Annotated in this window: 21 protein-coding genes; 12 read left to right on the top strand and 9 right to left on the bottom strand. The window is 70.1% G+C overall.

Going from position 1 to position 21,887, the window contains the following annotated elements:
• Positions 1-26: 26 nt before the first annotated feature.
• The gene (locus tag G555_RS20055) at positions 27-923 is read right to left on the bottom strand and encodes an ABC transporter ATP-binding protein (protein ID WP_245581270.1); all 897 of its coding nucleotides are present in this window, start codon (positions 921-923) and stop codon (positions 27-29) included.
• Here G555_RS20055 and G555_RS0113355 point away from each other — a divergent pair.
• Both G555_RS0113355 and G555_RS0113350 read left to right on the top strand, forming a co-directional pair.
• Complete coding sequence (locus G555_RS0113355) at positions 922-2,142, top strand: sensor histidine kinase (RefSeq protein WP_084635251.1); 1,221 nt, start codon at positions 922-924, stop codon at positions 2,140-2,142. The two genes, G555_RS20055 and G555_RS0113355, sit on opposite strands and share 2 nt — an antisense overlap.
• On the top strand, positions 2,130-2,789 hold the full coding sequence (locus tag G555_RS0113350) for a response regulator transcription factor (protein ID WP_028709244.1): 660 nt from the start codon (positions 2,130-2,132) through the stop codon (positions 2,787-2,789). Before G555_RS0113355 ends, G555_RS0113350 begins: the two co-directional genes overlap by 13 nt.
• Before the next feature lie 33 nt (positions 2,790-2,822).
• Here G555_RS0113350 and G555_RS0113345 read toward each other — a convergent pair whose 3' ends face one another.
• Positions 2,823-3,866 (bottom strand): alcohol dehydrogenase catalytic domain-containing protein, encoded by a 1,044-nt coding sequence (locus G555_RS0113345; RefSeq protein ID WP_028709243.1) that lies wholly within the window; start codon positions 3,864-3,866, stop codon positions 2,823-2,825.
• Positions 3,867-3,982: 116 nt separating this feature from the next.
• On the opposite strand from G555_RS0113345, the gene G555_RS0113340 reads away from it, so the two are divergent.
• The 7 genes from G555_RS0113340 (at position 3,983) to G555_RS0113310 (ending at position 12,975) form a co-directional block, all read left to right on the top strand.
• A complete protein-coding gene (locus G555_RS0113340) occupies positions 3,983-5,557 on the top strand; it encodes an FGGY-family carbohydrate kinase (RefSeq protein WP_028709242.1) in 1,575 nt (524 codons plus the stop codon).
• A gap of 244 nt (positions 5,558-5,801) precedes the next feature.
• Positions 5,802-7,379 carry an anaerobic glycerol-3-phosphate dehydrogenase subunit GlpA gene (gene glpA, locus G555_RS0113335; protein WP_028709241.1) on the top strand — a complete coding sequence of 526 codons (1,578 nt, stop codon included), beginning with the start codon at positions 5,802-5,804 and terminating at the stop codon, positions 7,377-7,379.
• Positions 7,376-8,620: a glycerol-3-phosphate dehydrogenase subunit GlpB gene (gene glpB, locus G555_RS0113330; protein WP_028709240.1), complete on the top strand. Its 1,245-nt coding sequence runs from the start codon at positions 7,376-7,378 to the stop codon at positions 8,618-8,620. The genes glpA and glpB overlap by 4 nt, the downstream gene beginning before the upstream one ends.
• Entirely contained in the window at positions 8,617-9,855 is a 1,239-nt protein-coding gene (locus tag G555_RS0113325; RefSeq protein ID WP_028709239.1) for an anaerobic glycerol-3-phosphate dehydrogenase subunit C, read from the top strand. The genes glpB and G555_RS0113325 overlap by 4 nt, the downstream gene beginning before the upstream one ends.
• A 162-nt stretch (positions 9,856-10,017) precedes the next feature.
• On the top strand, positions 10,018-11,010 hold the full coding sequence (locus tag G555_RS0113320) for an endonuclease domain-containing protein (RefSeq protein WP_156887560.1): 993 nt from the start codon (positions 10,018-10,020) through the stop codon (positions 11,008-11,010).
• Positions 11,000-11,728: an HAD family hydrolase gene (locus G555_RS20050; RefSeq protein WP_051209102.1), complete on the top strand. Its 729-nt coding sequence runs from the start codon at positions 11,000-11,002 to the stop codon at positions 11,726-11,728. Before G555_RS0113320 ends, G555_RS20050 begins: the two co-directional genes overlap by 11 nt.
• Before the next feature lie 23 nt (positions 11,729-11,751).
• Complete coding sequence (locus G555_RS0113310) at positions 11,752-12,975, top strand: TerC family protein (protein WP_028709237.1); 1,224 nt, start codon at positions 11,752-11,754, stop codon at positions 12,973-12,975.
• A gap of 31 nt (positions 12,976-13,006) precedes the next feature.
• Here the strand turns inward: G555_RS0113310 and G555_RS20045 are convergent, their stop codons facing one another.
• A complete protein-coding gene (locus tag G555_RS20045; protein WP_051209099.1) occupies positions 13,007-14,014 on the bottom strand; it encodes an LLM class flavin-dependent oxidoreductase in 1,008 nt (335 codons plus the stop codon).
• A 67-nt stretch (positions 14,015-14,081) separates the two neighbouring features.
• Positions 14,082-15,248, bottom strand: a complete 1,167-nt coding sequence (metB, locus tag G555_RS0113300) for a cystathionine gamma-synthase (RefSeq protein WP_028709236.1) — start codon at positions 15,246-15,248, stop codon at positions 14,082-14,084.
• A 109-nt stretch (positions 15,249-15,357) separates the two neighbouring features.
• Here metB and G555_RS0113295 point away from each other — a divergent pair, with 109 nt between their 5' ends.
• Positions 15,358-15,786 carry a CBS domain-containing protein gene (locus G555_RS0113295; RefSeq protein WP_028709235.1) on the top strand — a complete coding sequence of 143 codons (429 nt, stop codon included), beginning with the start codon at positions 15,358-15,360 and terminating at the stop codon, positions 15,784-15,786.
• Here the strand turns inward: G555_RS0113295 and G555_RS20040 are convergent.
• The 4 genes from G555_RS20040 to G555_RS0113275 form a co-directional block, all read right to left on the bottom strand.
• Complete coding sequence (locus G555_RS20040; protein WP_051209096.1) at positions 15,743-16,579, bottom strand: PIG-L family deacetylase; 837 nt, start codon at positions 16,577-16,579, stop codon at positions 15,743-15,745. The genes G555_RS0113295 and G555_RS20040 overlap by 44 nt on opposite strands.
• Positions 16,576-17,796 (bottom strand): glycosyltransferase, encoded by a 1,221-nt coding sequence (locus G555_RS0113285; protein ID WP_028709234.1) that lies wholly within the window; start codon positions 17,794-17,796, stop codon positions 16,576-16,578. Before G555_RS0113285 ends, G555_RS20040 begins: the two co-directional genes overlap by 4 nt.
• 36 nt (positions 17,797-17,832) lie before the next feature.
• Entirely contained in the window at positions 17,833-18,714 is an 882-nt protein-coding gene (locus tag G555_RS22385) for a hypothetical protein (RefSeq protein WP_156887559.1), read from the bottom strand.
• A 118-nt stretch (positions 18,715-18,832) separates the two neighbouring features.
• Entirely contained in the window at positions 18,833-19,456 is a 624-nt protein-coding gene (locus G555_RS0113275) for a TetR/AcrR family transcriptional regulator (protein WP_036922578.1), read from the bottom strand.
• 127 nt (positions 19,457-19,583) lie between these two features.
• Between G555_RS0113275 and G555_RS0113270 the strand changes: the two genes are divergently transcribed.
• Positions 19,584-20,018: an Ohr family peroxiredoxin gene (locus tag G555_RS0113270; protein WP_028709232.1), complete on the top strand. Its 435-nt coding sequence runs from the start codon at positions 19,584-19,586 to the stop codon at positions 20,016-20,018.
• 51 nt (positions 20,019-20,069) lie between these two features.
• Here the strand turns inward: G555_RS0113270 and G555_RS0113265 are convergent, their stop codons facing one another.
• On the bottom strand, positions 20,070-21,203 hold the full coding sequence (locus tag G555_RS0113265) for an iron-containing alcohol dehydrogenase (RefSeq protein ID WP_028709231.1): 1,134 nt from the start codon (positions 21,201-21,203) through the stop codon (positions 20,070-20,072).
• Between the two features lie 200 nt (positions 21,204-21,403).
• On the opposite strand from G555_RS0113265, the gene G555_RS0113260 reads away from it, so the two are divergent.
• Entirely contained in the window at positions 21,404-21,844 is a 441-nt protein-coding gene (locus tag G555_RS0113260) for a DoxX family protein (protein WP_028709230.1), read from the top strand.
• The last annotated feature ends 43 nt before the right edge of the window (positions 21,845-21,887 follow it).

The raw sequence follows: 21,887 nt of genomic DNA, 5'->3' as shown, positions 1-21,887 counted from the left end.
CGCGGTCGGATCGGGAAGGACGCCGGTCATGCGACCTCGCCCCCCGTCAGCCGTCCCCGCGAGGAGGGATCGGTCAGTTCCAGGAACAACTGCTCCAGGTCGGCACCGCCGGACAGGAGCGTCTCGCGCGACCCCTGCGCCACGATCTGGCCCGCGCCGATCATGATCACCTGGTCCGCGACCTGGTCGACCTCGTGCAGCAGGTGGGACGAGAGCAGCACCGTCCCCCCGCCCGACGCGAAATCGCGCAGCAGGTCACGCATCCAGACGATGCCTTGCGGGTCGAGCCCGTTCACGGGCTCGTCGAGGACGAGCACGCGCGGAGAGCCCAGCAGCGCCGTGGCGAGGCCCAGGCGCTGCCGCATACCCAGCGAATAGGTGCCGACGCGGCGCCGGGACTCGGCGGGCGTCAGGCGGACGAGGTCGAGCACCTCGTCGACGCGGACAGCGGGCAGCCCCATCACCAGTGCACTCAGCAGCAGCGTCTCGCGGCCGGAACGGCCGACGTGCTGAGCCCCGGCATCGAGCAGGACGCCGACCTGTGCGGCGGGGTTCGCAAGCTCGCCGAAGGGCTGCCCGTCGATCAGCGCGCGTCCGCCATCGGGGGTCGTGAGGCCCACCAGACAACGCAGCGTCGTAGACTTGCCTGCGCCGTTCGGGCCGAGGAAGCCGGCGACGGTCCCGGCGTCCACGCGAAACGAGATGTCGTCGACGGCGGTCACGCCGCCGTAGCTCTTCGAAAGGTGGTCGATGGTGATCATGTCCTCATCGGACCGCAGCCACCCGGCCGGGCGCAGTTCCCCCGGGGCGAGAATCGGCCCTCCTTCGGTCTCGGGTTTCGACGAGCCGTGTCGACCTTCGTCCACGAGGTCGAGACCGATGGTCACTGCGCGCGAGACCCAGGCGTCATAGGCTCGCACCATGCCCGCCCTGACGACCCGTCCACCCGACGCGGGCAGCGATCCCGGTCGCCTGTACCCGCCGCCACCCCTCACACGCTGGAGCGTGACCTGGCGCTACCTCCTCGCCGTGGCCATGGGACTCCCGGCCGGGCTCGTGTACGTGATGCTCGCTGCGGAGACCGTCGACGAACTGCCCGGGATCCCCTTCTGGTACTTCGCGCTCGATCTCGGGCTCGCCGTCTGTTCCGCGGCCGTCATCGTCGCGCGGCGCCGGCATCCCGTCGTCGTGGCGAGCATCCTCGCGATCGCCATGACCGTCTCCGCGACGAGCGCCGGCTTCTCGGCCTGGGCCTACGTATCCCTGTGCACACGGCGCCGCTGGCGCGAGCAGGTGATCCCCGCGGTCCTGCTGCTCGGGTCCACCGTCACGAGCTGGTTCGTCATCGAGCCCATCCTGCATCTGCAGCAGTCCCTGGTGGACAACGCCTGGGGGCTGATCTTCTCCGCACTGTGGCTCGGGATCTACACCGCGATCGGATGGTACGTCGGGGCGCGACGCGATCTTCTTGCGTCGCTGCGCGAACGGGCAGAGACCGCCGAGCGCGAGCAGGCGCTGCGCGTCCTCCAGGTCCAGTCGGCAGAACGGGCGCGGCTCGCTCGGGAGATGCACGACTCGCTCGCCCACCGGATCTCCCTCGTCTCTCTGCAGGCCGGCGCGCTGAGCTATCGCGCCGACCTGGACCCCGCTCAGACCCGGGAGATCGCACGCACGATCCAGGAGACGGCGCACGAGGCGCTCGCCGAACTCCGTGTCGTCCTGGCCGACCTGCGGCAGGACGGCGGGCCGGAGGCGCCGCAGCCGACCCTGGCCGACCTCCCGCATCTCCTCGACGAGACGAGGGCGGCCGGCGTCGTCGTCATCCTCGACGACTCCGCGACCGGCGGCGAGAAGCCGCCGTCGACGCTGGCCCGGCATGCCTATCGGATCGTGCAGGAGGCGCTCACGAATGCGCGCAAGCACGCCGCGGGGTCCGAGGTGCGGATCAGGCTGGACGGGGGGCCTGGCGATGGCCTGTCGATCGAGGTGCGCAACCGGCTCACCGGCGGAACCGGTGTTCCGGGAGCGGGATTCGGCCTCGTCGGGTTGCAGGAACGGGCCCAGTTGATGGGCGGCACGCTGACGGCCGCCCCGGAACGAGGGGACTTCGTCGTGAGAGCCTGGCTGCCATGGGTGAGGTGATCAGGGTCGCGGTCGTGGACGACGACCCTCTCGTGCGGACCGGTCTGGGGCTCATCCTCGGCGGATCGCCGCGGATCGAGCTCGTCGGCGAGGCCGGCGACGGCACCGAGGTCGCCGACCTCGTCCGCCGGACGTCACCCGACGTCGTGCTCATGGACATCCGCATGCCGCGCAAGGACGGCCTCGCCGCCACGCGCGAACTCCTGGCGCAGGCCGACGCGCCGCGGGTTCTCGTGCTCACCACCTTCGACAGCGACGACTCGGTCCTCCAGGCGCTCCAGGCAGGGGCGGCAGGCTTCCTGCTGAAGGACACGCCGCCGGAGCGTCTGGTCTCCGCAGTGCTGGCCGTCGCCGCCGGCGAGCCGATCCTCTCCCCCAGCGTCGCCAACCAGGTGATCGCCGCGGCGACCAGGCCCGCCGCGGGCCGGCGACGCGACGCCGCCCGCGACCACCTGGCCGGGCTGAGCGAGCGGGAACTCGAGATCGCCGTGGAGATCGGTCGCGGCCTGTCCAATGCCGAGATCGCCGCGACCGTCCACGTGAGCGTGGCGACCGTGAAGGCGTACGTGACGCGCATCTTCGCCAAGGTGAACGCCGAGAACCGCGTCCAGGTGGCGATGCTGGTCCACGACGCCGAACTGCTCTGAACCAGGCCGAGTTCGGCGACACCCGGCCGAGGGCTACCCGTCGAGCGTGTCGTCGACCCGCAGGACGACCTTGACGCCCTGACTGACGAGCGCGAGGCCCTGCTCCCACTCGTCGAGCGGCAGCGCGGCGCCGATCGCAGACTCGACGTCGATGAACCCCTCCCCCATCAGCCGCAGCGCCGTACGGAAGCTCGACGGCTTCTTTCCTCGCGAGCCGACGAGTTCGAGCTCGTTCTGGATCAGATAGTCGACGTCGACCTGGGGCGGCGTGCGGTAGAACGCGACGAGGACGATCCGCCCGCCCTTGCGCAGCACCGGGCCGATGCCCTCCAGCACGCCGGGGCCGCCGCTGCACTCGTACACCGAATGCGCGCCGTACCCGCCGGTGATTCCCCTGACGAACTCGGCGAGGTCCTGGGTCTCGGTATCGACCGTGTAGTGGATCCCGGCCTCGCGGGCCCGTGCCAGTTGCCCCGCGTGCCGGGAGCGGCCTGCGAGGACGACCGTGGCGCCCGCCGCCCGCGCGACCTGCGCGCACAACTGACCCACGGCTCCCGGTCCGACCACCACGACGACCTCTCCGGCCAGCGACGGGCTGCGCTCGATGACGGCGTGGACGGAGATGGCGACCGGCTCGGTGAGCGCACCGGCGAGGAGCGGGACGTTGTCGGGCAGCCTGTGCACGGCCCGGGCGGGAATCACGAGGTAGTCCGCGAGCGCCCCGTCGGCGGTCGTCCCGATGCCCCGGCGGTTCCGGCACCGGTGGAACTCCTCCTGTTTGCAGTACACGCACGTCATGCACAGGTAGGCGTCGGTCTCGACCGTCACCCGGTCGCCGACGGCCAGGTCGGGACGGTTCGCAGCCGCCCCGATCTCGGCGATCACGCCGGACGCCTCGTGCCCCAACGTGCGTGGGATCAGGTAGTCATGGCCGCCTTCGACGGCGGCACGATCCGTGCCGCAGATCGCGACAGCCGCGATCTTGATGAGAATCTGCTCTGAACCGCAAGCGGGTCGTTCAACCTCTCGCAGGGCGACATTGCCCGCTCCGCTCGCGTACTTGACCAGTGCGCGCATGCCGCCAAGCTACACGACGAATCACTCGTCATGACATGTCTGCTCAGGATAAGGTGGCCCCTATCCGGCAAAGCCGCCGGATCGACTCGACGAAGAGTCCTCATCGAGGAGGTTGTGTGTCCCACTACCTGATCGGCATCGACGCCGGCACATCCGTCATCAAAGCGGCACTGTTTGATCTCGAGGGCAACGAGATCCACCGTGGCGCTCGCAACGTTCCCATCACCAACCCGACGCCGACACAGGCCGAAGAGAACATGGAGGAGGTCTGGGTCGCTGCGACCGAGGCCATCCAACAGTGCCTTCAGGGCTCCGGCGTCGCCGCCAAGGACATCAAGGCACTGTCGCTCACAGGGCAGGGCGACGGCACCTGGATGATCGACAAGGACGGCAAGCCCATCGGCCCCGCCATCCTCTGGACCGACGGCCGCGCAGGCGCCCTGGTCGACCAGTGGTACGAGGACGGGACCGTCACCAAGCAGTTCCAGCTCTCCGGCACCGGCCCGTACGCCGGCACCTCGACCGCCGTTCTGCGGTGGCTGAAGGACAACCGTCCCGAGTCCCTCGAGGGCGCCACGCAACTGTGGTGCAAGGACTGGATCGGCTACGGGCTCACGGGCGTCGCCAAGACCGACCCGTCGGATCCGAGCCTCGGCGGCATCGACGTCGTGACCCGGAACTACAACGACGAGGTCCTGGACACCTGGGGCATCCTGGACATCAAGGACGTCCTGCCCGAGATCATCCCGGCAGCCGGCCTGCTCGGCACCGTGACCGCCGAGGCAGCCGGGCTCACCGGACTGCCCGAGGGACTCCCGGTGTACAAGGGCCAGATGGACATCACCGCGTCCTCCCTGGGCGTCGGCGTCATCAACCCGGGCGACTGCATGGCCGTCGTCGGCACCGCGGGCATCGTGACCGTCGCCACCGACGATCCCGCCAATGCGACCGACCCCGAGGACGTCGGCTGGATGATCCCGCACACCGACAAGACCTCGATCCGCGCGATGGGCATGAGCTGCTGCACGCCCAACCTCGACTGGTTCCTGCGCGAGTTCGGCGCACCGTTCCGCGCCGAGGCCGAGGCCATGCGCATCCTCGGCGGCGATCCGGATCGCAGCCAGGGCGCGCTGCTGTACGACTACCTCGACAGGGTCGTGTCGTCCGTCCCGGTCGGCTCGAACGGCGTCATCTTCCACGGCTACCTCTCGCCGGGCGGCGAGCGTGCCCCGTTCACGAAGGCCGACGCGCGCGGCTCGTTCAGCGGTCTGAACATGTCGCACACCCGCGCCGACATGCTGCGGGCCGTGTACGAGGGCGTCGCTCTCGGCATCCGCGACTGCCTCGACTCGATCCCGATCCCGGTCGACGTCGTGCGCATGTCCGGTGGCGGCGCGAACAGCCCTGTCTGGGCGCAGATCTTCGCCGACTGCCTCGGTCGCAAGATCGTCGTCCCCGCCGGCACCGAGTTCGGCGCCAAGGGCGCGGCCATCGTCGCCGGCATCGGCAGCGGTGAGTTCGCGAGCTACGACGAGGCGGCCGCCCAGACCGTCCACATGGTGCGCGAGTACACGCCGAACCCGGAGAACACCGCCAAGTACGACAAGTTCTTCGCGGTCTACCGGAAGATCCGCGTCGCGATGCTCGACATCTGGGGCGATCTCGCAGAGGCCGTGCGCGCCGCTGAGTGATCGTTCGTGACGTGCCCCGCGGCCGGTGGGGACTCCCCCGCCGGCCGCGGGTTTTCCGCTGCCCAACGCGGTTTCGCGGGAAGAACACCAGATGGTCACGGCCACCCTGCAAAATTGTTCCAGGCGACCCTGCACCCAAGGCGTCCCTGTATAGGCTGCTGACGAGAGAGCCCGGCACAGGAGCCGGGACGACGGTTCGGATCTGCGGGCGGGCCGTCTGTATCGCTCCCTGAGGAGGGGTGAGGTGAGAAAACTAGAGGCCGACGTCGTGGTCATCGGTGGTGGCTCCACCGGTGCCGGCGTGGTGAGAGATGTGGCGATGCGAGGATTCAAGGCAGTCCTCGTCGATCGCGTCGATCTGGCCCAGGGCACGAGTGGTCGCTTCCACGGGCTGCTCCACTCCGGTGGACGCTATGTGGTCAGCGATCCGCACTCGGCCACCGAATGCGCCGAGGAGAACGAGATCCTGAAGCGCATCCAGGCGGACGCCATCGAACCGACCGGCGGCTACTTCGTCGCGACGCCGACGGACGATCCGGAGTACGGAGATCGATTCAAGACCGGGGCCGAGGCCACCGGAGTCCCGGTGAACGAGGTGTCCATCGCCGAACTGCTTCGCCGCGAGCCACGGGTGAACCCCAAGGCGACGCGCGCGTTCGAGACCCTCGACGGCTCGGTGGACGGCTGGCAGCTCGTCTGGGGTGCCGCGCACTCCGCCGAGCAGTACGGCGCCAAGATCCTCACGTACCACCGGGTCACCAAGATCGAACGTCAGGGTGACACGGTCTCGGCCGTGATCTGCACCGACGACAAGACCGGCGAGACCGTTCAGATCGGCTGCAGCTTCGTTCTCAACTGCGCCGCGGCGTGGGGCGGCCAGGTCGCCGCCATGGCCGACTGTCACGGCGTCGAGGTCGTTCCGGGCGCCGGCATCATGATCGCGATGAACCATCGGCTCGTGAACACGCCGGTGAACCGCCTCACCTACCCGGCCGACGGCGACATCATCGTCCCCGTCCACACGGTCTCCATCATCGGCACGACCGACCAGAAGGCCGAGGATCCCGACAGGCTGCAGATCAGCTACGAAGAAGTGCAGCAGATGATGGACTGCGGCGAGCAGCTCGTGCCCGGCTTCCGCCAGTCGCGTGCGCTGCACGCCTGGGCCGGTGCGCGACCGCTGGTCAAGGATTCCCGCGTCAGCGCGACCGACACGCGGCACATGTCCCGCGGCATGTCGATCATCGACCACTCCGAACGCGACGGGCTCAAGGGCCTGCTGACCATCGCCGGAGGCAAGCTCACGACCTATCGCCTGATGGCGAAGAAGGTCGTCGACGCGATGTGCGAGCAGTTGGGCGAGCAGCGCGAATGCCGCACCGCCGACGAGGTCGTGCCGGGTTCGGAGAAGCACACGTTCTACTCGGTGAGCCATCGGCTGCACGACCGCGAGGAGGATCGCCTCTCCGAGCAGATCCTGTGCGAGTGCGAGCTCCTCACCAAGAAGATGTTCACCGACCTGCAGGATGAGCAGCCGCTGGCCACCTTCGACGATCTGCGCCGCCAGCTCCGGCTCGGCATGGGTCCCTGCCAGGGCGGCTTCTGCTCCGTGCGGGCGACGGGCGTCAGCCATGACCGCGGCAAGATCGACATCGAGCGGGCGACGGGACTGCTGCGGCTGTTCCTGCGGAACCGCTGGATCGGCCTGTGGCCGATCCTCAATGGCGACCAGGTGCGCCAGACCGCTCTCGACGACTGGATCTTCGAGGGCACGCTCGACATCGGGCATCTGCCGCAACCCGCCGAGGAGGTTCTGCGATGAGGGACGCCGTCGTCATCGGGGCCGGGTTCTCCGGCCTCGTCACAGCCATTCGGCTCGCCAAGGCGGGTCGCACCGTCACGCTCCTGACCAAGGGCATCGGCGGCATCCAGCTCGGCCAGGGCACGATCGACATCTTCGGGTACAACCCCGACCGGGTGACCGATCCGCTCGCAGCCGTCGATGCGATCACCGATGGTGGTCATCCCTACGCGCACTTCTCGGGCACGGAGGTCGCGGCGGCGGTGAGGTACCTCGCCGAGCTGCTGCCCGACGTGTTCGTCGGCGATCCCGCCCGCAACGTCCTGCTGCCCACCGCCGTCGGAGCGCTTCGCCCCACGGCCCTCGTGCCGACGTCCATGGCTGCCGGCGAGGTGACCGACGGCAAGAAGTACCTCATCGTCGGCCTCGCCCGGCTGAAGGACTTCTACCCGGGTCTCGTCGCCGAGAACCTCGGCCGCACCCCGCTGCCCGGTGGCGGCTCGGTCACGGCTCGCGCCGTCACGGTCGACTTCGTCGCCCGCGAGGGCGAGGCCGACTCGACCGGTCTGAACCATGCCCGCGCCCTGGACGATCCCGACAACCGCCGCAAGCTGGTCGCCCTCGTCAAACCGCACCTCGCCGAGGGCGAGGTCGTCGGGCTGCCGGCTGTGCTCGGCATTCACGACACCGCGGCCTGGACCGACATCCAGACCCAGCTCGGCGTACCGGTGTTCGAGATCCCGCTGCCCCCTCCGGGCGTGCCGGGGATGCGCATCAACGAGGCGCTGACCCGGCTCGCGAAGGACGCGGGCGTCCGGGTCATCGTCGGCAACCGCGTCGTCGACCACGCGGCCGACGGGACGACCCTCACCGGTGTCGTGGTGAACTCGGCCGGCAGCAAGACCGGCCACGCGGCGAAGGCCGTGGTCATCGCCACCGGCGGGTTCGAGAGCGGCAACCTGCACATGGACTCCTACGGCACGGTGACCGAGAAGACCTTCGGCCTCCCGCTGGCCAACGCCGAGGCTCCGCTCGTGCACGGTGACTACTGGGGTGCGGATCAGCCCCTGTTCAAGGTGGGCGTCGCCGTCGACGACGCGATGCGGGTCGTCGGCTCCGACGGGGCGCCGGTGTTCGGCAACCTGTACGCCGCGGGCGGCATCCTCGCCGGCGCCACGCGCTGGCGTGAGAAGTCCGGCGAGGGCATCGCCCTCGCGTCGGCGGTCCGGGCGGCGGATTCGATCCTGGGGGAGGCACGATGACCATCGAGCACACACACGAGCACGAGCAGTTGATGCGGGCCAGCCTGGATCACTGCGTGAAGTGCACGATCTGCGAGACCCAGTGCCCCGTCGCAGCCGTGACCCCGCTGTTCCCGGGCCCGAAGTTCGTCGGTCCGCAGGCGGAGCGGTACCGCCACGGGTTGTCGGTCGACCACTCGATCGACTACTGCTCCAGTTGCGGCACCTGCACGCTGGTCTGCCCCCAGGGCGTCCACATCGCCGAGCTGAACTCGCTCGCGCGCGGCGCCATGAAACAGCAGAACAACATGCCGTTCCGCGATCAGATCATCTCCCGCACCACGTTGATGGGCGCGGTGATGACCCCGGTCGCTCCGGTCGCGAACTGGGCCCTGGGCGTGAAGCCGATCCGGGTCATCGCCGAGAAGGTGATCGGGCTGCATCGCAACGCTCCGATGCCGACCGCCCACACGCAGACTCTGCAGGGCTGGGTCAAGCGCCGCGGCGCATCCGCTCCGGCCAAGCCCGGCAGCCGCGGGAAGATCATCTACTTCCACGGCTGTGCGGCCAACTACTTCGAGTTGGAGACCGGCCAGAAGACCATCGAGGTGCTGGAGCACCTCGGGTACGAGGTCATCGTCCCGAAGCAGGGGTGCTGCGGCCTGCCGTTGCAGTCCAACGGCCTGTTCGATGCCGCCCGCAAGTACGTCCGCAAGCTGGTGGCCGATCTGCGCACCGGCGGGAAGGACATCCCGATCGTGTCGGCCTCCACGTCGTGCGGGTCGATGCTGAAGCGGGAGGCCGAGGAGATCCTCGGCGTGGCCGATCCTGAGCTCGCCGACGTCGGTGGCCGGATGGTCGACATCATGGAGCTGCTGCTGAAGCTCCATGACGAAGGCACTCTGCCCGAGGACTTCGCGCCGATGGACGTCACCCTCCCCTACCACCCGCCGTGCCAGCTCAAGAGCCACGGCATCGGCGTCCCGGCCACCGAGGTGCTGGAGCTGATCCCCGGGGTGAAGATCAAGGAGAGCGGCGTCGCCTGCTGCGGCATGGCCGGCACGTACGGCATCAAGAAGGAGAAGTACGACGTCGCGATGGCGGTCGGCAAGCCGCTGTTCGACATGGTGCTGGAGACCAACAAGGAACTGGCACTGTGTGACTCCGAGACCTGCCGTTGGCAGATCGAGACGGCCACCGGTGTCCGCACCGTTCACCCGATCACGATCATCCACAAGGCCTACGGCCTGTCCTGACTGACGAGCGAGGGCCTCCCCGGTTTCCGGGGAGGCCCTCGTCGTGCCCGGAGTTGGTCGCTTCCGCGCCGGATCGCGGCCCTCCCGCCGCACGATGGTCACTTCGCGCACGCCTGTGGATAACGTCCGCGGGACGATGCGCCGAACCGCCAGCATGGTGGCGTGGACCGATCACTGGAAGTGCTCCTCGCCCGCCCGGGCGCACACGACCGCGCGACGTTGAACCGCCGATTCGGACGCCGGGCGGTCGATGCCGCCGAACGGGCGGGTCTTCTCTCGCGACTGTCCCGGGGCCTGTGCTGCGGTTCCCTCCACGCCGACTCGCCGTGGACCAGGGCGAGCGCGCTGCTCCTGGCCGGCGGGGATGCCTGCTCGGTGTCGGGACGCGCCGCGTTGTTCCTGCGGCACGCCGTCCTCGACGCACCGAGCAGAGTCACGATCGCGGCGCCCACCGGCCTGCGCGTCCGGCGCGAGGTCCCCGGTACGAGGTTGCTGCGCACGGTGTACGACGTCCCGTCCACGAGCATCCACGGCATGGCGGTGGCGGCTGCCGAGAACGCCCTGCTGCACGCGATGGCCGAGGCCGCGCCCGAGCGGGCACGGGCGACGGCGCTGGAGGCGCTGTCAACGGGAGTGATCGATATCGGGCTGGTCGATGACCTGTGCACGAGCCGCCGCTTCCGAGGACGCCCGATCCTGCGGGAGTCCCTGGCGGCGTACGGCGTCGGCGTGCGCAGCATCCTGGAGTACCGCGGGCTGACCGACGTCTTCGTGGGCACGGAGTTCGCCGACCTGCTGCGGCAGCACACCGTCACGGTCGCAGGGCGCCGGTTCGTCATCGACGCGTACGATCCCGTGCACCGCATCGCCTTCGAGCTCGACGGCGAGGCGTTCCACACGAGTCCCCGGCAGTGGCAGCACGACCGAGAGCGCGACACGCTGATCGCCTCGGCGGGCATCCTGACGGTGCGTTTCACCTACGCCGATGTCACGCACAGGCCGCTGTGGTGTCGCGAGTTGGCCCAGCGGATCATCGCGGTGCGAGCACGAACTGACCAACCTGTGGAGCCGCGGGCCGAGATCGTCGCAGAAGTGACCGACCTCAAGTTCGCGCCGCGGGGACGCGATCGGCACAATGTGGCCCGTGACGCGTGAACCGGCAGCCGTGGTGTTCGATCTCGACGGTGTCCTCGTGGACACCGAGCCCGCCTGGGACGCGGTCCGGCGCGGCCTCGCGGCCGCCGACGGGGTGCCGTGGCCACCCGGCGCGACGCAGGCGATGATGGGGCTCAACACGCAGGAGTGGTCCGCGTACCTCGCCGATGTCGTCGGCCTGCGCGGCGACGCCGCGTCGGCCGCGGCCCGCACCATCGCCGGGCTCCGCTCGGTGTATCGCACGGATCTCACCGCGAAGCCCGACGCCGTGGCGGCGATTCGGCGCATGGGCGCCCTGGCTCCGCTGGGCATCGCGTCGAGCTCTCCGCGCATCCTCATCGAGACCGTCGTGGACGTCCTCGGCGTCACCGACCTGTTCTCCGTCGTCGTGTCGACCGAGGAGGTCGGCGTCGGGAAGCCCGCCCCCGACGGGTACCTCGAGGCCTGCCGCAGACTGGGCGCCGACCCGGCCGCCAGCATCGCCGTCGAGGACTCGGGGAGCGGAATTCGCGCGGCGGCCGCCGCTGGTATGCTGGTCGTCGCCGTTCCGGACAGTTTCACCCGCGCCGCCCCGGCGACCTTGACCCTGGCGCACGCGGTGCTGGACTCTCTGGCCGATCTCGATGCAGAACTGGCGATCGATCTGATGTCGCGCCGGTTCCCCGGCCAGCCGGACGGGCTCTCGTCGAGCCCCGACACACCCGACGCGCGCATCTGAACGCAACGCTACAGAGGAACTCGATGGACACTCCCGCATGGGTCTGGGCCGTCACGGTCGTCGTGATCGTGGGCCTGCTGCTGTTCGACTACTTCTTCCACGTCAGGGTCGCCCACACCCCGACGCTGCGGGAAGCGGGCTTCTGGTCCGCCATCTACGTGGGCATCGCCGTCGTCTTCGGTATCGTCGTGTGGGTCGCCGGCGGTCACGACATGGGACTGGAGTACTTCGCGGGGTACCTGACCGAGAAGGCGCTGTCGGTCGACAACCTGTTCGTGTTCCTCATCATCATGAGCTCGTTCAAGGTGCCACGGGCGGACCAGCAGAAGGTCCTGCTCTTCGGCATCGTCTTCTCGCTCATCGCCCGGACGGGATTCATCCTGCTGGGCGCCGCGCTCATCAACTCGTTCGCCTGGATGTTCTACATCTTCGGCGCGATCCTGCTGATCACGGCCGGCAACCTGCTGAAGCCCGAGGATCCGGCGGACGAGGACGAGGCCAACAACTTCGTCATCCGCCTCGCGAAGCGGTTCCTGCACACCGCCGACCAGTACGACGGCGACAAGATGTTCACGATCGTCGACGGCAGGCGGGCGCTGACCCCGATGCTGCTGGTCATGATCGCCATCGGCGGAACCGACCTCATGTTCGCGCTCGATTCGATCCCGGCCATCTTCGGTCTCACGACCAACGTCTTCATCGTCTTCACCGCGACCGCCTTCTCCCTGATGGGCCTGCGGCAGTTGTACTTCCTCATCGACGGATTGCTCGACCGGCTCGTCTATCTCAAGTACGGCCTCGCCGCCATCCTCGCGTTCATCGGCGTGAAGCTGGTCCTGCACGCCCTGCACGAGAACAACGTTCCGTTCATCAACAACGGCGACCCCGTCCATGTCGTGGAGGTCGAGACATGGTTCTCGCTGCTGTTCATCGTCGCGACCCTCACCATCACGATCGTGTGGTCGCTGGTCAGCAAGCGGGGCAAGGCCAAGACGGTCGTGAAGAACGCCCGCCGACACGCCGTCGAGTACATGCAGCTCGACTACGAGGCGGATCCTGCGATCCGTGAGCGGAACTATGCGGCGCTGCAGCGCGAGATCTCCGCGCTCAAGGCGCTCCCGTCGGAGTTCCAGGGGCTCATCCGCGACGAGCCCGGTCTGGTGTCACTCCTCACCGAGGCGGCGCAGGTGCACGACGAGTACCGGCGCGAACGCGACCTCGACACGCTCGAGGGCGACGGCGGCTGAGTCCAGCCCGGCGCGACGGCGTTCGGGCCGCTCAGCCGGCCCGGGTGCCGTCGGCGTCGGCGATGCCGGGATCCTCACGGCGCAGGATGGGCATGAGGTCGGCTGCGACGGCCCTCAGGAACCGCTCCTGGTTGTTGCCGGGGCTGCTGAACACGAGGTGGCCGAAGCCCAGCGTCGCATACTCGCGCAGCAGGGGCATGATCTGATCGGGTGAGGACGCCACCAGCCACTCCGTGGCCAGGTCGCCCTCGATCGCTCCGCGCATCGACTCGTCGAGCACCGGCGTCCCGGTGTCGGTGTCGAGCAGGCCGGTGGGCATCCACGGCTTCGCGCTCTTGGCGGCGCGCCGCGGATTCTCGTCGTAGGAGACCTTCACCTCGAGGATGTTGTCCAGCGACGCCCGGCCGAGAGCGGCCGTCCGAGCGGTCGGCACGAGCACGTCGGCCTGCTGGCGCACTCCGGTGCCCGACGTCGTCATCATCCCGTCGGCGAGTTCGCCCGCGAGCCGGGCCTCCCCCGGGGTGAGGGCTGTTACCAGCAGTGGCACCGGGATCTCGGGCAGGTCGTGCACCGAGGCATCCTGCGTCCGGAAGAATCGTCCGCCGAACGTCACCCGTTCGCCCTCCCACAGGCGGCGCACGATCGCCAGCGACTCCTGCAGCCGCTGTTGCCGCGACGGCGCGGAGGGCCAGCGACGGCCGGTCGCTGCGACATCGTCGTGCCCGTGGCCGGTCCCGAGGCTCAGCAGGACGCGCCCCGGGAGGAGGCAGCCGAGGGTTGCGAACTCCTGAGCGACCATCGACGGGGTGCGACGCCGGGACGTGGCGAGCGCATTCGCACCGAGCGCGATCCTCGTCGTCCGGGCGCCGACGTACGCGAGCCACGGCACGGCGGCCGGCGCATGACCGACGCCGCGCCAGGGCTGGAACTGGTCGGTGACGAAGACCGAGTCGAATCCGAGGTCTTCGGCGAGCATCGCGATGTCGGCCAGTTCGCCCGGATCGAGGAGGTGCGAGGGAGCCATGTAGCCCACATGCATACGATCCCTCCCGTCCTCGGGACCACAGTAGAGCGCCTGTCCGCGTGCGTCGAACCGGCCGCGTCGGTCAGGCGGCGCCGAGCGCCCTGTCCAGGCCCGCGGTCAGTTCCCGCTCGAGATCGGCCGGATCCTCGATGCCGACGGAGAAGCGCAGCAGCCCGGGCGTGATCCCCGCCTCGGCCTGTACAGCGGGCGGCATCGACGAATGGGTCATCGTGGCGGGATGCGCGACGAGACTCTCCACGCCGCCGAGGGACTCCGCGAGCGTGAAGAGATGCAGCCCCGTGAGGAACGCGTCCACCGCGGGGCGGCCTCCGGCGAGCTCGATGCTCATCATGGCGCCGAATCCCCGCTGCTGGCGCGCGGCGACATCGTGTCCGGGATGGTCGGGCAGTCCGGGATAGAAGGTCCGGGCGACGGCGCGGTGCGAGCGCGCGGCGTGCACCAGGGCGGCCGCGTTCTCCTGATGCACCCGCATCCGGGCATGCAGCGTCCGCAGGCCGCGGAGCGCAAGATAGGAGTCGAAGGCCGAGGCCGTCACGCCCAGGCTGTTCCCCCACCAGGCAAGCCTCTCGTGGGCCTCGGCGGAGGCGGCGATCACGGCGCCGATCACGACATCGCTGTGGCCGTTGATGTACTTCGTACAGGAGTGGACGACGAGGTCGGCGCCCAGCGCCAGCGGGTTCTGCAGCGCCGGTGACAGGAAGGTGTTGTCGACGACGACGAGCGCTCCCGCCTCGCGCGCGGCGGCGGTCACCGCGGCCACGTCGGTGATCCGCAGCAGCGGGTTGGACGGCGTCTCCACCCACACCATCCGCGGGCGCAGCGCCAGGGCGGCGGCGACCCCGTCGGACGTCGTCAGGTCGCAGAGGTGGAGGACGAACGCGCCCTTCTCGGCGAGTGCGGAGAGCAACCGCCAGGTGCCGCCATAACAGTCGTGCGACGCGACGAGAACGTCGCCGGGCGACAACAGCGCGGTGACGACGAGCGTGACGGCCCCGAGGCCCGTGCCGGTGACGACGCACCCGTGCCCGCCCTCCAGCGTGGTGAGCGCGTCCGCGAACACATCGCGGGTCGGGTTGGCCGACCGGGAGTAGTCGTAGGCCGGGGACGCGCCCAACTCCGGGTACCAGTAGTTGGTGGACAGATAGACGGGCGGCATCACGGCGTGGTGCCCCATGTCCGCGGATACTCCCGCGCGTACCGCCGCCGTGACCCCGCTGTGCTCTGTCAACGTCCCTTCCTTTCCTCATCCTCGTGTCATCGCCCTGGAACCGCTCTCGGAGCGGGCTGAATCGCTCCGGAGTCTGGATTTGGCCGAGCCCTCAGAGTAGCTTCGCTCCATGAAGATCCAAGACGTGATCCGGAACAAGGGGACCGAGGTCGTGACGATCCCTCCCACCAGTCTGGTGGAAACGCTGGTGGCGCTGCTGCACGAGCGCAATATCGGCGCCGTGGTCGTGAGCACGGACGGGCGTCACATCGAAGGAATCATCAGCGAGCGCGATGTCATCCACGCCCTCGCGACCGACGGGGTCGGCGTCCTCGCGAAGCCCGTGTCGGAGCTCATGACCGCACGCGTGTACACGGTCTCCCCCGACGACGGCATCGAGGAGACCGCTCACGCCATGACCTACCAGCGCATCCGCCACGTTCCCGTGGTGGTCTCGGGCGAGATGCACGCCATCGTGAGCATCGGCGATGTCGTCAAGTGGCGCATCGACCAGCTCACCGACGAACGGAACCATCTGCTCGGCTACCTGCACGCCTGACACCCGCCCTGCACCACACGACGGCGTCCTGGCCACCGACGTGCCGGATGCGGAATCCCGGTACGGAGCGCGGGGTGTCCGCCCAGTCCTGCACGACCTCGCCGTGCATCGTGAACTGCGTGCGGTAGCACGCGAGGGCCGAGCGCAGGCGTTCGCGGCTCCCGGGGAGCGGCACCCAGGTGAAGGCGTCGTCCATCTCGCCGGAGTGCCCCTCCGAAGCGATCTCCACCAGCGGCACGCCGCTGTGCGACGCGACCTCCCGCGCGACCTCGTGGGCACGCACATGATCGGGGTGACCGTAGCTGCCCGCCGCGTCGTAGCCCACGAGAACGTCGGGCAGGCCGGTGGCATCCAGCAGAGCCTCGAGATCGGCGACCGCGTCCGTCACGGGCCGGCCGCTGAACGAGCCGGCGTCGGTCTCGTCGGCCGGTCCCGCGAGGCCGGGCCGTACCCACCGCATCCCCGAGTCCCTGTAGCGGACCGCCGGCATCCCTGCCGCCCGGGCAGGCGGCGTCCCGAGCAGCGCCTGACCGGAGACGCCCAGCGCGGCGAGCGCGGCGGTGAGCTCCCCGGTGCGGATCGCGTCGAGCGTCCGGGCGTCCGCAGTTGCGACGGCGCCCGCGACGACCTCGCCGCGTTCACCGCGGGTGGCGGTGACAACCGTGCACTCGACGCCACGCAGAGCGAGATCGGCGAGAAGGGCGCCGGTCGTCAGGGTCTCGTCGTCGGGGTGCGCGTGCAGGAAGAGGACGCGGCGCGCGCGGGTCAGCACGGCCCAGGCGTCGTCGGTCATCGTCGCACGACCCGGGCATAGGCGCCGACGAGGGCTGCGGCCGTCGTCTCCCACGTGTGATCGAGGGCGAACCGCCGCGCGCCGGCGCCGAGTGACGCCCGGGCGCTCGGGTCGGCGAGCAGACCCGCGACCGCGGCGGCCCACTCGCCGGGCTCGCGCGAGTCGAGAAGGATCCCTCCGTCGGGCGCGACGGCTTCGGCAAGGCCCCCGGCGTGTCGCCAGCCGACGACGGGCACCCCGCTCGCCTGGGACTCGAGCGCGACCAGGCCGAAGGTCTCCGACCAGGACGGCAGCAGGAACACCTCCGCGTGCCGCATCAGGGCGGCCAGTCGGGAACGGGTGCGGGGCCCGACGAACTCTGTCCTGTCGGCGATGCCGAGCCGCTGCGCGCGCTCGCGCAACTCGTCGGCGTACCCGCGGAAATCCTGCGAGGCGGCCCCTGTGAGGATGAGGCCGAGGTCCGGGTGCGCCGGGGCGAGCGCAGCGAGGACGTCGAGCGCGAGATCGGGCCCCTTCAAGGGTTGCAGCCGGGCGGCGAAGAGGAGATAGGGCGTCGCTGCAGGAGGATCCTCCCCGTCGGCGACGGGGTGGAAGCCGGCGACGTCCACGCCGGGGCGCGCGATCGCAATCCGGCCCGCCGGCACGGCGTAACGTTCGCGGACGGTCGCCGCCTCTGCGTCGGAGACCGCGACGACGAGGTCGGAGCCGACGGCCGTCAGCCGTTCACCGGCGATCCGGCCCGCGGACTCGGCGGTCTCTCCGGCAGCCGGGGAGACCGCGCCGGCGGGAGCGGCGACGGAATGGAACGACTGCACGTGCGGAACGCCGTGCCGTCTGGCGACCGGGAGTGCGGACACGCCGCTGAACCAGTGGTGGGAGTGGACGATGTCGTACGGTCGCGAACCGGCCATCGTCTGCTCCAGCGCCCGGCCGAAGGGCTCGATCGCCTGTTCCATCGCGCTCTTGGCGAGGGGCGCGGCCGGGCCGGCCGTGAGGTGGACGAGGCGCACCCGCTCGGTGACCTCGATCACGTCGGCGGCGGTCGGGTCGCTGCGCCGGGTGAAGATGTCGACGGTGTGTCCGGCCCTCGCGAGGGCGAGGGCGACGTGCCGTTCGACGACGTTCATGCCGCCCGCGTCCCCCTGTCCGGGGTCGGCGAGCGGCGAGGTGTGCAACGAGACGAAGGCGACGCGCAACGGTGCGACGGGCGGATTCACAGGGGACAGGGTACTCAGCGGCGAGGCGGGCGGCGCCTACTGCAGCGCTCCGCGGAACGCCTTGACGAGACGCAGAACCTCGGTCTGCGTCCCTGCCCCGGCGAAGTTGCTCTCGCCGACCTGCACCCCGACGAAGCCGTCGTCCACCTCGATGAAGCACGCGACGTACCTGGTCAGCCAGGTTCCGCAGACGGCGCCGTCGACCTGTGAGCGATTCTCGAACGAGTACGGATTGAGGTCGGCGATGGCTGCGTCGTGGACGATCGAGGCGACGAGCTGCCCGGAGCGGCCGGAGATGGTGCCCTTGTACCACCAGCCCACGCTCGCGCCGCTCCCCGGGGTGCCGATCCAGCGTCCGGAGCCGTACTCGTTCCCGGCCGTGAAGGTGTCGAAGCGCACCGGCACCCGCAGTTCGCGGAAGCTCCCGGTCGTCCCGGTCGTCCCGGTCGAACCGGTGCGGCCGGTCGTCTCGGTGGAGCCGGTCGTCCTGGTCGATGCCCGCGTGGTGCGGGCCGGGCTCGGAGTGGGGTCGGCATCGACGTCGGCCTTCGGCTTGAGGCTCACGACGAGGATCCCGATGAGGATCCCGGCCACCACGATCGCCGCGACGATCGCGACGACGAGCCCGGCACCTCCTCTGGGCGCCTGCGGCGGCGGGGCAGGCGGCAGCCCGGGCGGACCGTACGACGCGGGTGCCCATGGGTCGCCTTGTGCTGGCTGTGGGGCGGTCGGCCACGGCCCGGCCTGCCCCGGTTGCGGGACGGCCTGCCCCGGTCCCGTCTGCCCTGGCTGCGGCACCGCGCCCCATGTGCTCTGCCCTGCCGGCTGCGCGCCTCCTGCCCCTGGCGCGAAGTCGGGCCCGGACGGGGCGCCCAGGCCCTGTCCCTGCGGCAGTTCTCCCCATGGCCGGTTGGTCACTCTTCCCCCGATCAGCTCGCGGCGCGTCGCCCCACCCTATCCGCGCGGAGGCCACGCCCGGAATGGCGGTATCGGTCCGACAGCCACGCCCGACTATGGGAAGAGCGTCGACGACCGGTCAGCTCTCCCCGGGACCGGCATGGCGCGACCTGGCCGCGGCGATCACGGCATCGGCCGCTGCGAGCACCTCGGTCGCGACGCGCTCGGGATTCGCGTCGAGTGAGCCCGCGATCATCGCGCCGTCACGCAGCAGTTGAAGCTGGTCGGCGACCAGGCCGACCTCCGAGGGCGGCACGCCCAGACCCGCGGCGATGTCCGCGAACCGGCCGCGGAGCCAGCGTCGGTGCTCCTCGACCACGACGCGGGCGGGGTGGTCCATGCGGGCGAACTCCGCGGCGGCGTTGAGAAAGGCGCAGCCGCGGAACCCCGCTGTGCAGGCCATCGCGCCGACGCGTTCGAAGTACCAGTGGAGGATCGACGCAGGATCGTTGTCGAACTCGACTCTGGCGGCCTCCATCGCCGCGAACTCCTCCTCTTCGATCCCTCGCAGATAGACGACGACGAGGTCGTCCTTGGTCGGGAAGTACCTGTAGAAGGTGACCTTCGACACACCCGCGTCGGAGATGAGCCGGTCGGCGCTCACCGCCCGGATCCCGTCGGCGTAGAACCGGTCGCGCGCCGCATCCAGGATCCGCTGCCGAGCCGGAGGGGCAGGGGCCCGTGCGTCGGGCTCAGTGCTCATGGCGCTCCTCATCGTCATCGATCGTTCCGACGGTAACGCGAACCCGGCGCGAATCCGGGGCTTGCGCATCCCTGGGAAGCGACTAATGTGTGTATACGTACTAGTTAGTCTACCCGAGGAGCCGAAGATGCCCACCAAGGTCCTGTACACCGCGTCCGCCACGGCGACCGGCGACGGTCGCAACGGCCACTCCCGCACCCAGGACGGCGTCGTCGACGTCGATCTCGTGGTCCCCACGGATATGGGCGGCCCCGGCGGCGCGGGCACCAACCCGGAGCAGCTCTTCGCCACGGGCTACGCGGCGTGCTTCCTCGGCGCGCTGAAGGCCGGCGCGCGAGAGCACGGGATCGTCCTCCAGGACGTGGCCGTCACCGCCGAGGTCGGCATCGGTCCGCGGGAGGACAAGGGATTCGGGCTGACCGTCCACCTGATCACCGAATTCGGCGGCGGTGTCGCCCAGGCCGACGCCGAGCAGGCCGTCGCCGTCGGGCACACCATCTGCCCGTACTCGCATGCGATCCGCGGCAACGTCGACATCACCAACGAGGTCGTCGTCGCCTGATCGTGCCGCGCGACCGGCGCGGGCTCGGCCGATCGCCGGGAGCGGGGCCGCCTACCAGGACGAGACGATGATCTCGCGCAACTCCTCGTGGGTCAGCACGAGAGGATTGCCCTTCATGCTCGATGCCGCGGCGCCCTTCTCACAGGCCTCGTCGATCCGGTCCTCGGTCAGTCCGAGCGAGCCGAGCCCGCCGATCCCGAGCATCCGGACCGTCTCGGCGATCCAGGCGATCCCGGCATCCGCATCCGCGGTCCCGGTGAGGAGTTCGCCCACCTCCGCGTAGCGGGCCAGAGCCGCGTTCCCGGCATCGCGGCTCTTCAGCGCCGCGATGTTCACCCGGCACACCGCCGGCAGCAGCGCGGCACAGATCGAGCCGTGCGGAGCCCAGATCATCCCGCCCAGCGGCCCGGCGAGACCGTGCACGGCTCCGAGCTTGGCGTTGGCCAAGGACATCCCGCTCACCAGCGAGCAGATGGCCATATCGGTGCGAGCGGCGAGATCCGCCCCGTCGGCATAGGCGCGTCGCAGCCCTCTCCCCGCCCGGCGCAGCCCCTCACGACACAGCGCGTCGGTCAACGGCGTCGCGAGATGCGACACGAGGGGCTCGATGCACTGTGTCAGCGCATCGAGGCCGGCCGAGGCCGTCACGTGGGGCGGGCAGTCGACGACGAGCTCCGGGTCGACCAGCGCGACGTCCGGCAGCATGTGCACCGAGCGCAGGCTGACCTTGACGCCGTGCTCGACCGAGCCCACCACGGCGTTCGCGGTCGCCTCGCTGCCCGTGCCCGACGTCGTCGGCACGGCGACGAGCGGCACCGACGGCCGGGTCAGCGTGCGGCCCGCGCCGATCACCTCCGCGTAGTCGAGCGGGTCTCCCCCGTTGCCCAGCAACGCCGCCACGGCCTTGGAGGTGTCGATGACCGAGCCGCCGCCGATCGCCACGACCAGGTCCGCGTCCTGCGCACGTGCGGCCGCGAGCGCATCCCGGACCACCTCGACGGTGGGTTCGCCGGCGACGCGGAACCCCGCCTGCAGGTCGCCCAGGATCGCCGCGTACCGCGTCGGATCGGAGCCGGTCACGACGAACGGGCGCTCGCCCATCCCGGCGACGATGGACGGCAGCTCGGCCGACCGGCCGGGCCCGAACAGGATGCGGCCGGTGGTCGCGAAATCGAAGGTCGTCACGGGCCAAGTCTCACATGGTCGCGCGCCCTCCGCCCGGCCCGCGCGGGAATCCCGTCGGCGGCGGCTCCACGGTGAGGCGACGGGCCCGCCGACCGCCCCGCGGCGTCCGGTGAGAACGCCCGCGACACCATGCGCCTCCCTTCGGCCCGCTGACCGGCCGAGGAGCTAGCGTTGGTCCACGACGACAGAAAGGACCCGCCGTGCAGGTGCTCCGCGACATCGCCTTGTTGTTCGGCCGGACGGGCTTCGGGCTCCTCATGATCATGCACGGCGTCCGCCGGTTCTTCCTGGAGGGAATGGACGCACAGACCGCCTACCTGCAGGCCGTCGGGCTGCCCCAGCCACTCCTGTTCGCCTACGGCGCCGTCGTGCTCGAGATCGTCGGCGGCTTCCTCATCGTGATCGGCTGGCTGACCCCGCTCGTGGCGGCGGTCTTCGTGGTGGAGTTCGGGCTCGCCATCGCCTGGACCACCTATTTCCGCGGACCGTGGGTCGCCGACGGCGGCTGGGAGTATCACGCCGCGCTGATCGCGTTCGCCCTTGTCCTCATCGGCGCGGGGGCCGGGAGGGCGTCTGTGGACGGCGCGCGCGTCTCCCGGAGGCGGCGCCGGGAGGAGGCCGATTCCGACCTGACCTCTTGACACACAGACCATTCACAGGTTTTACATGGAGACAACTCATAGT

The sequence above is a fragment of the Propionicicella superfundia DSM 22317 genome (assembly GCF_000423465.1).
Lineage (GTDB): Bacteria > Actinomycetota > Actinomycetes > Propionibacteriales > Propionibacteriaceae > Propionicicella > Propionicicella superfundia.
This window is presented reverse-complemented; position numbering and strand designations above follow the sequence as displayed.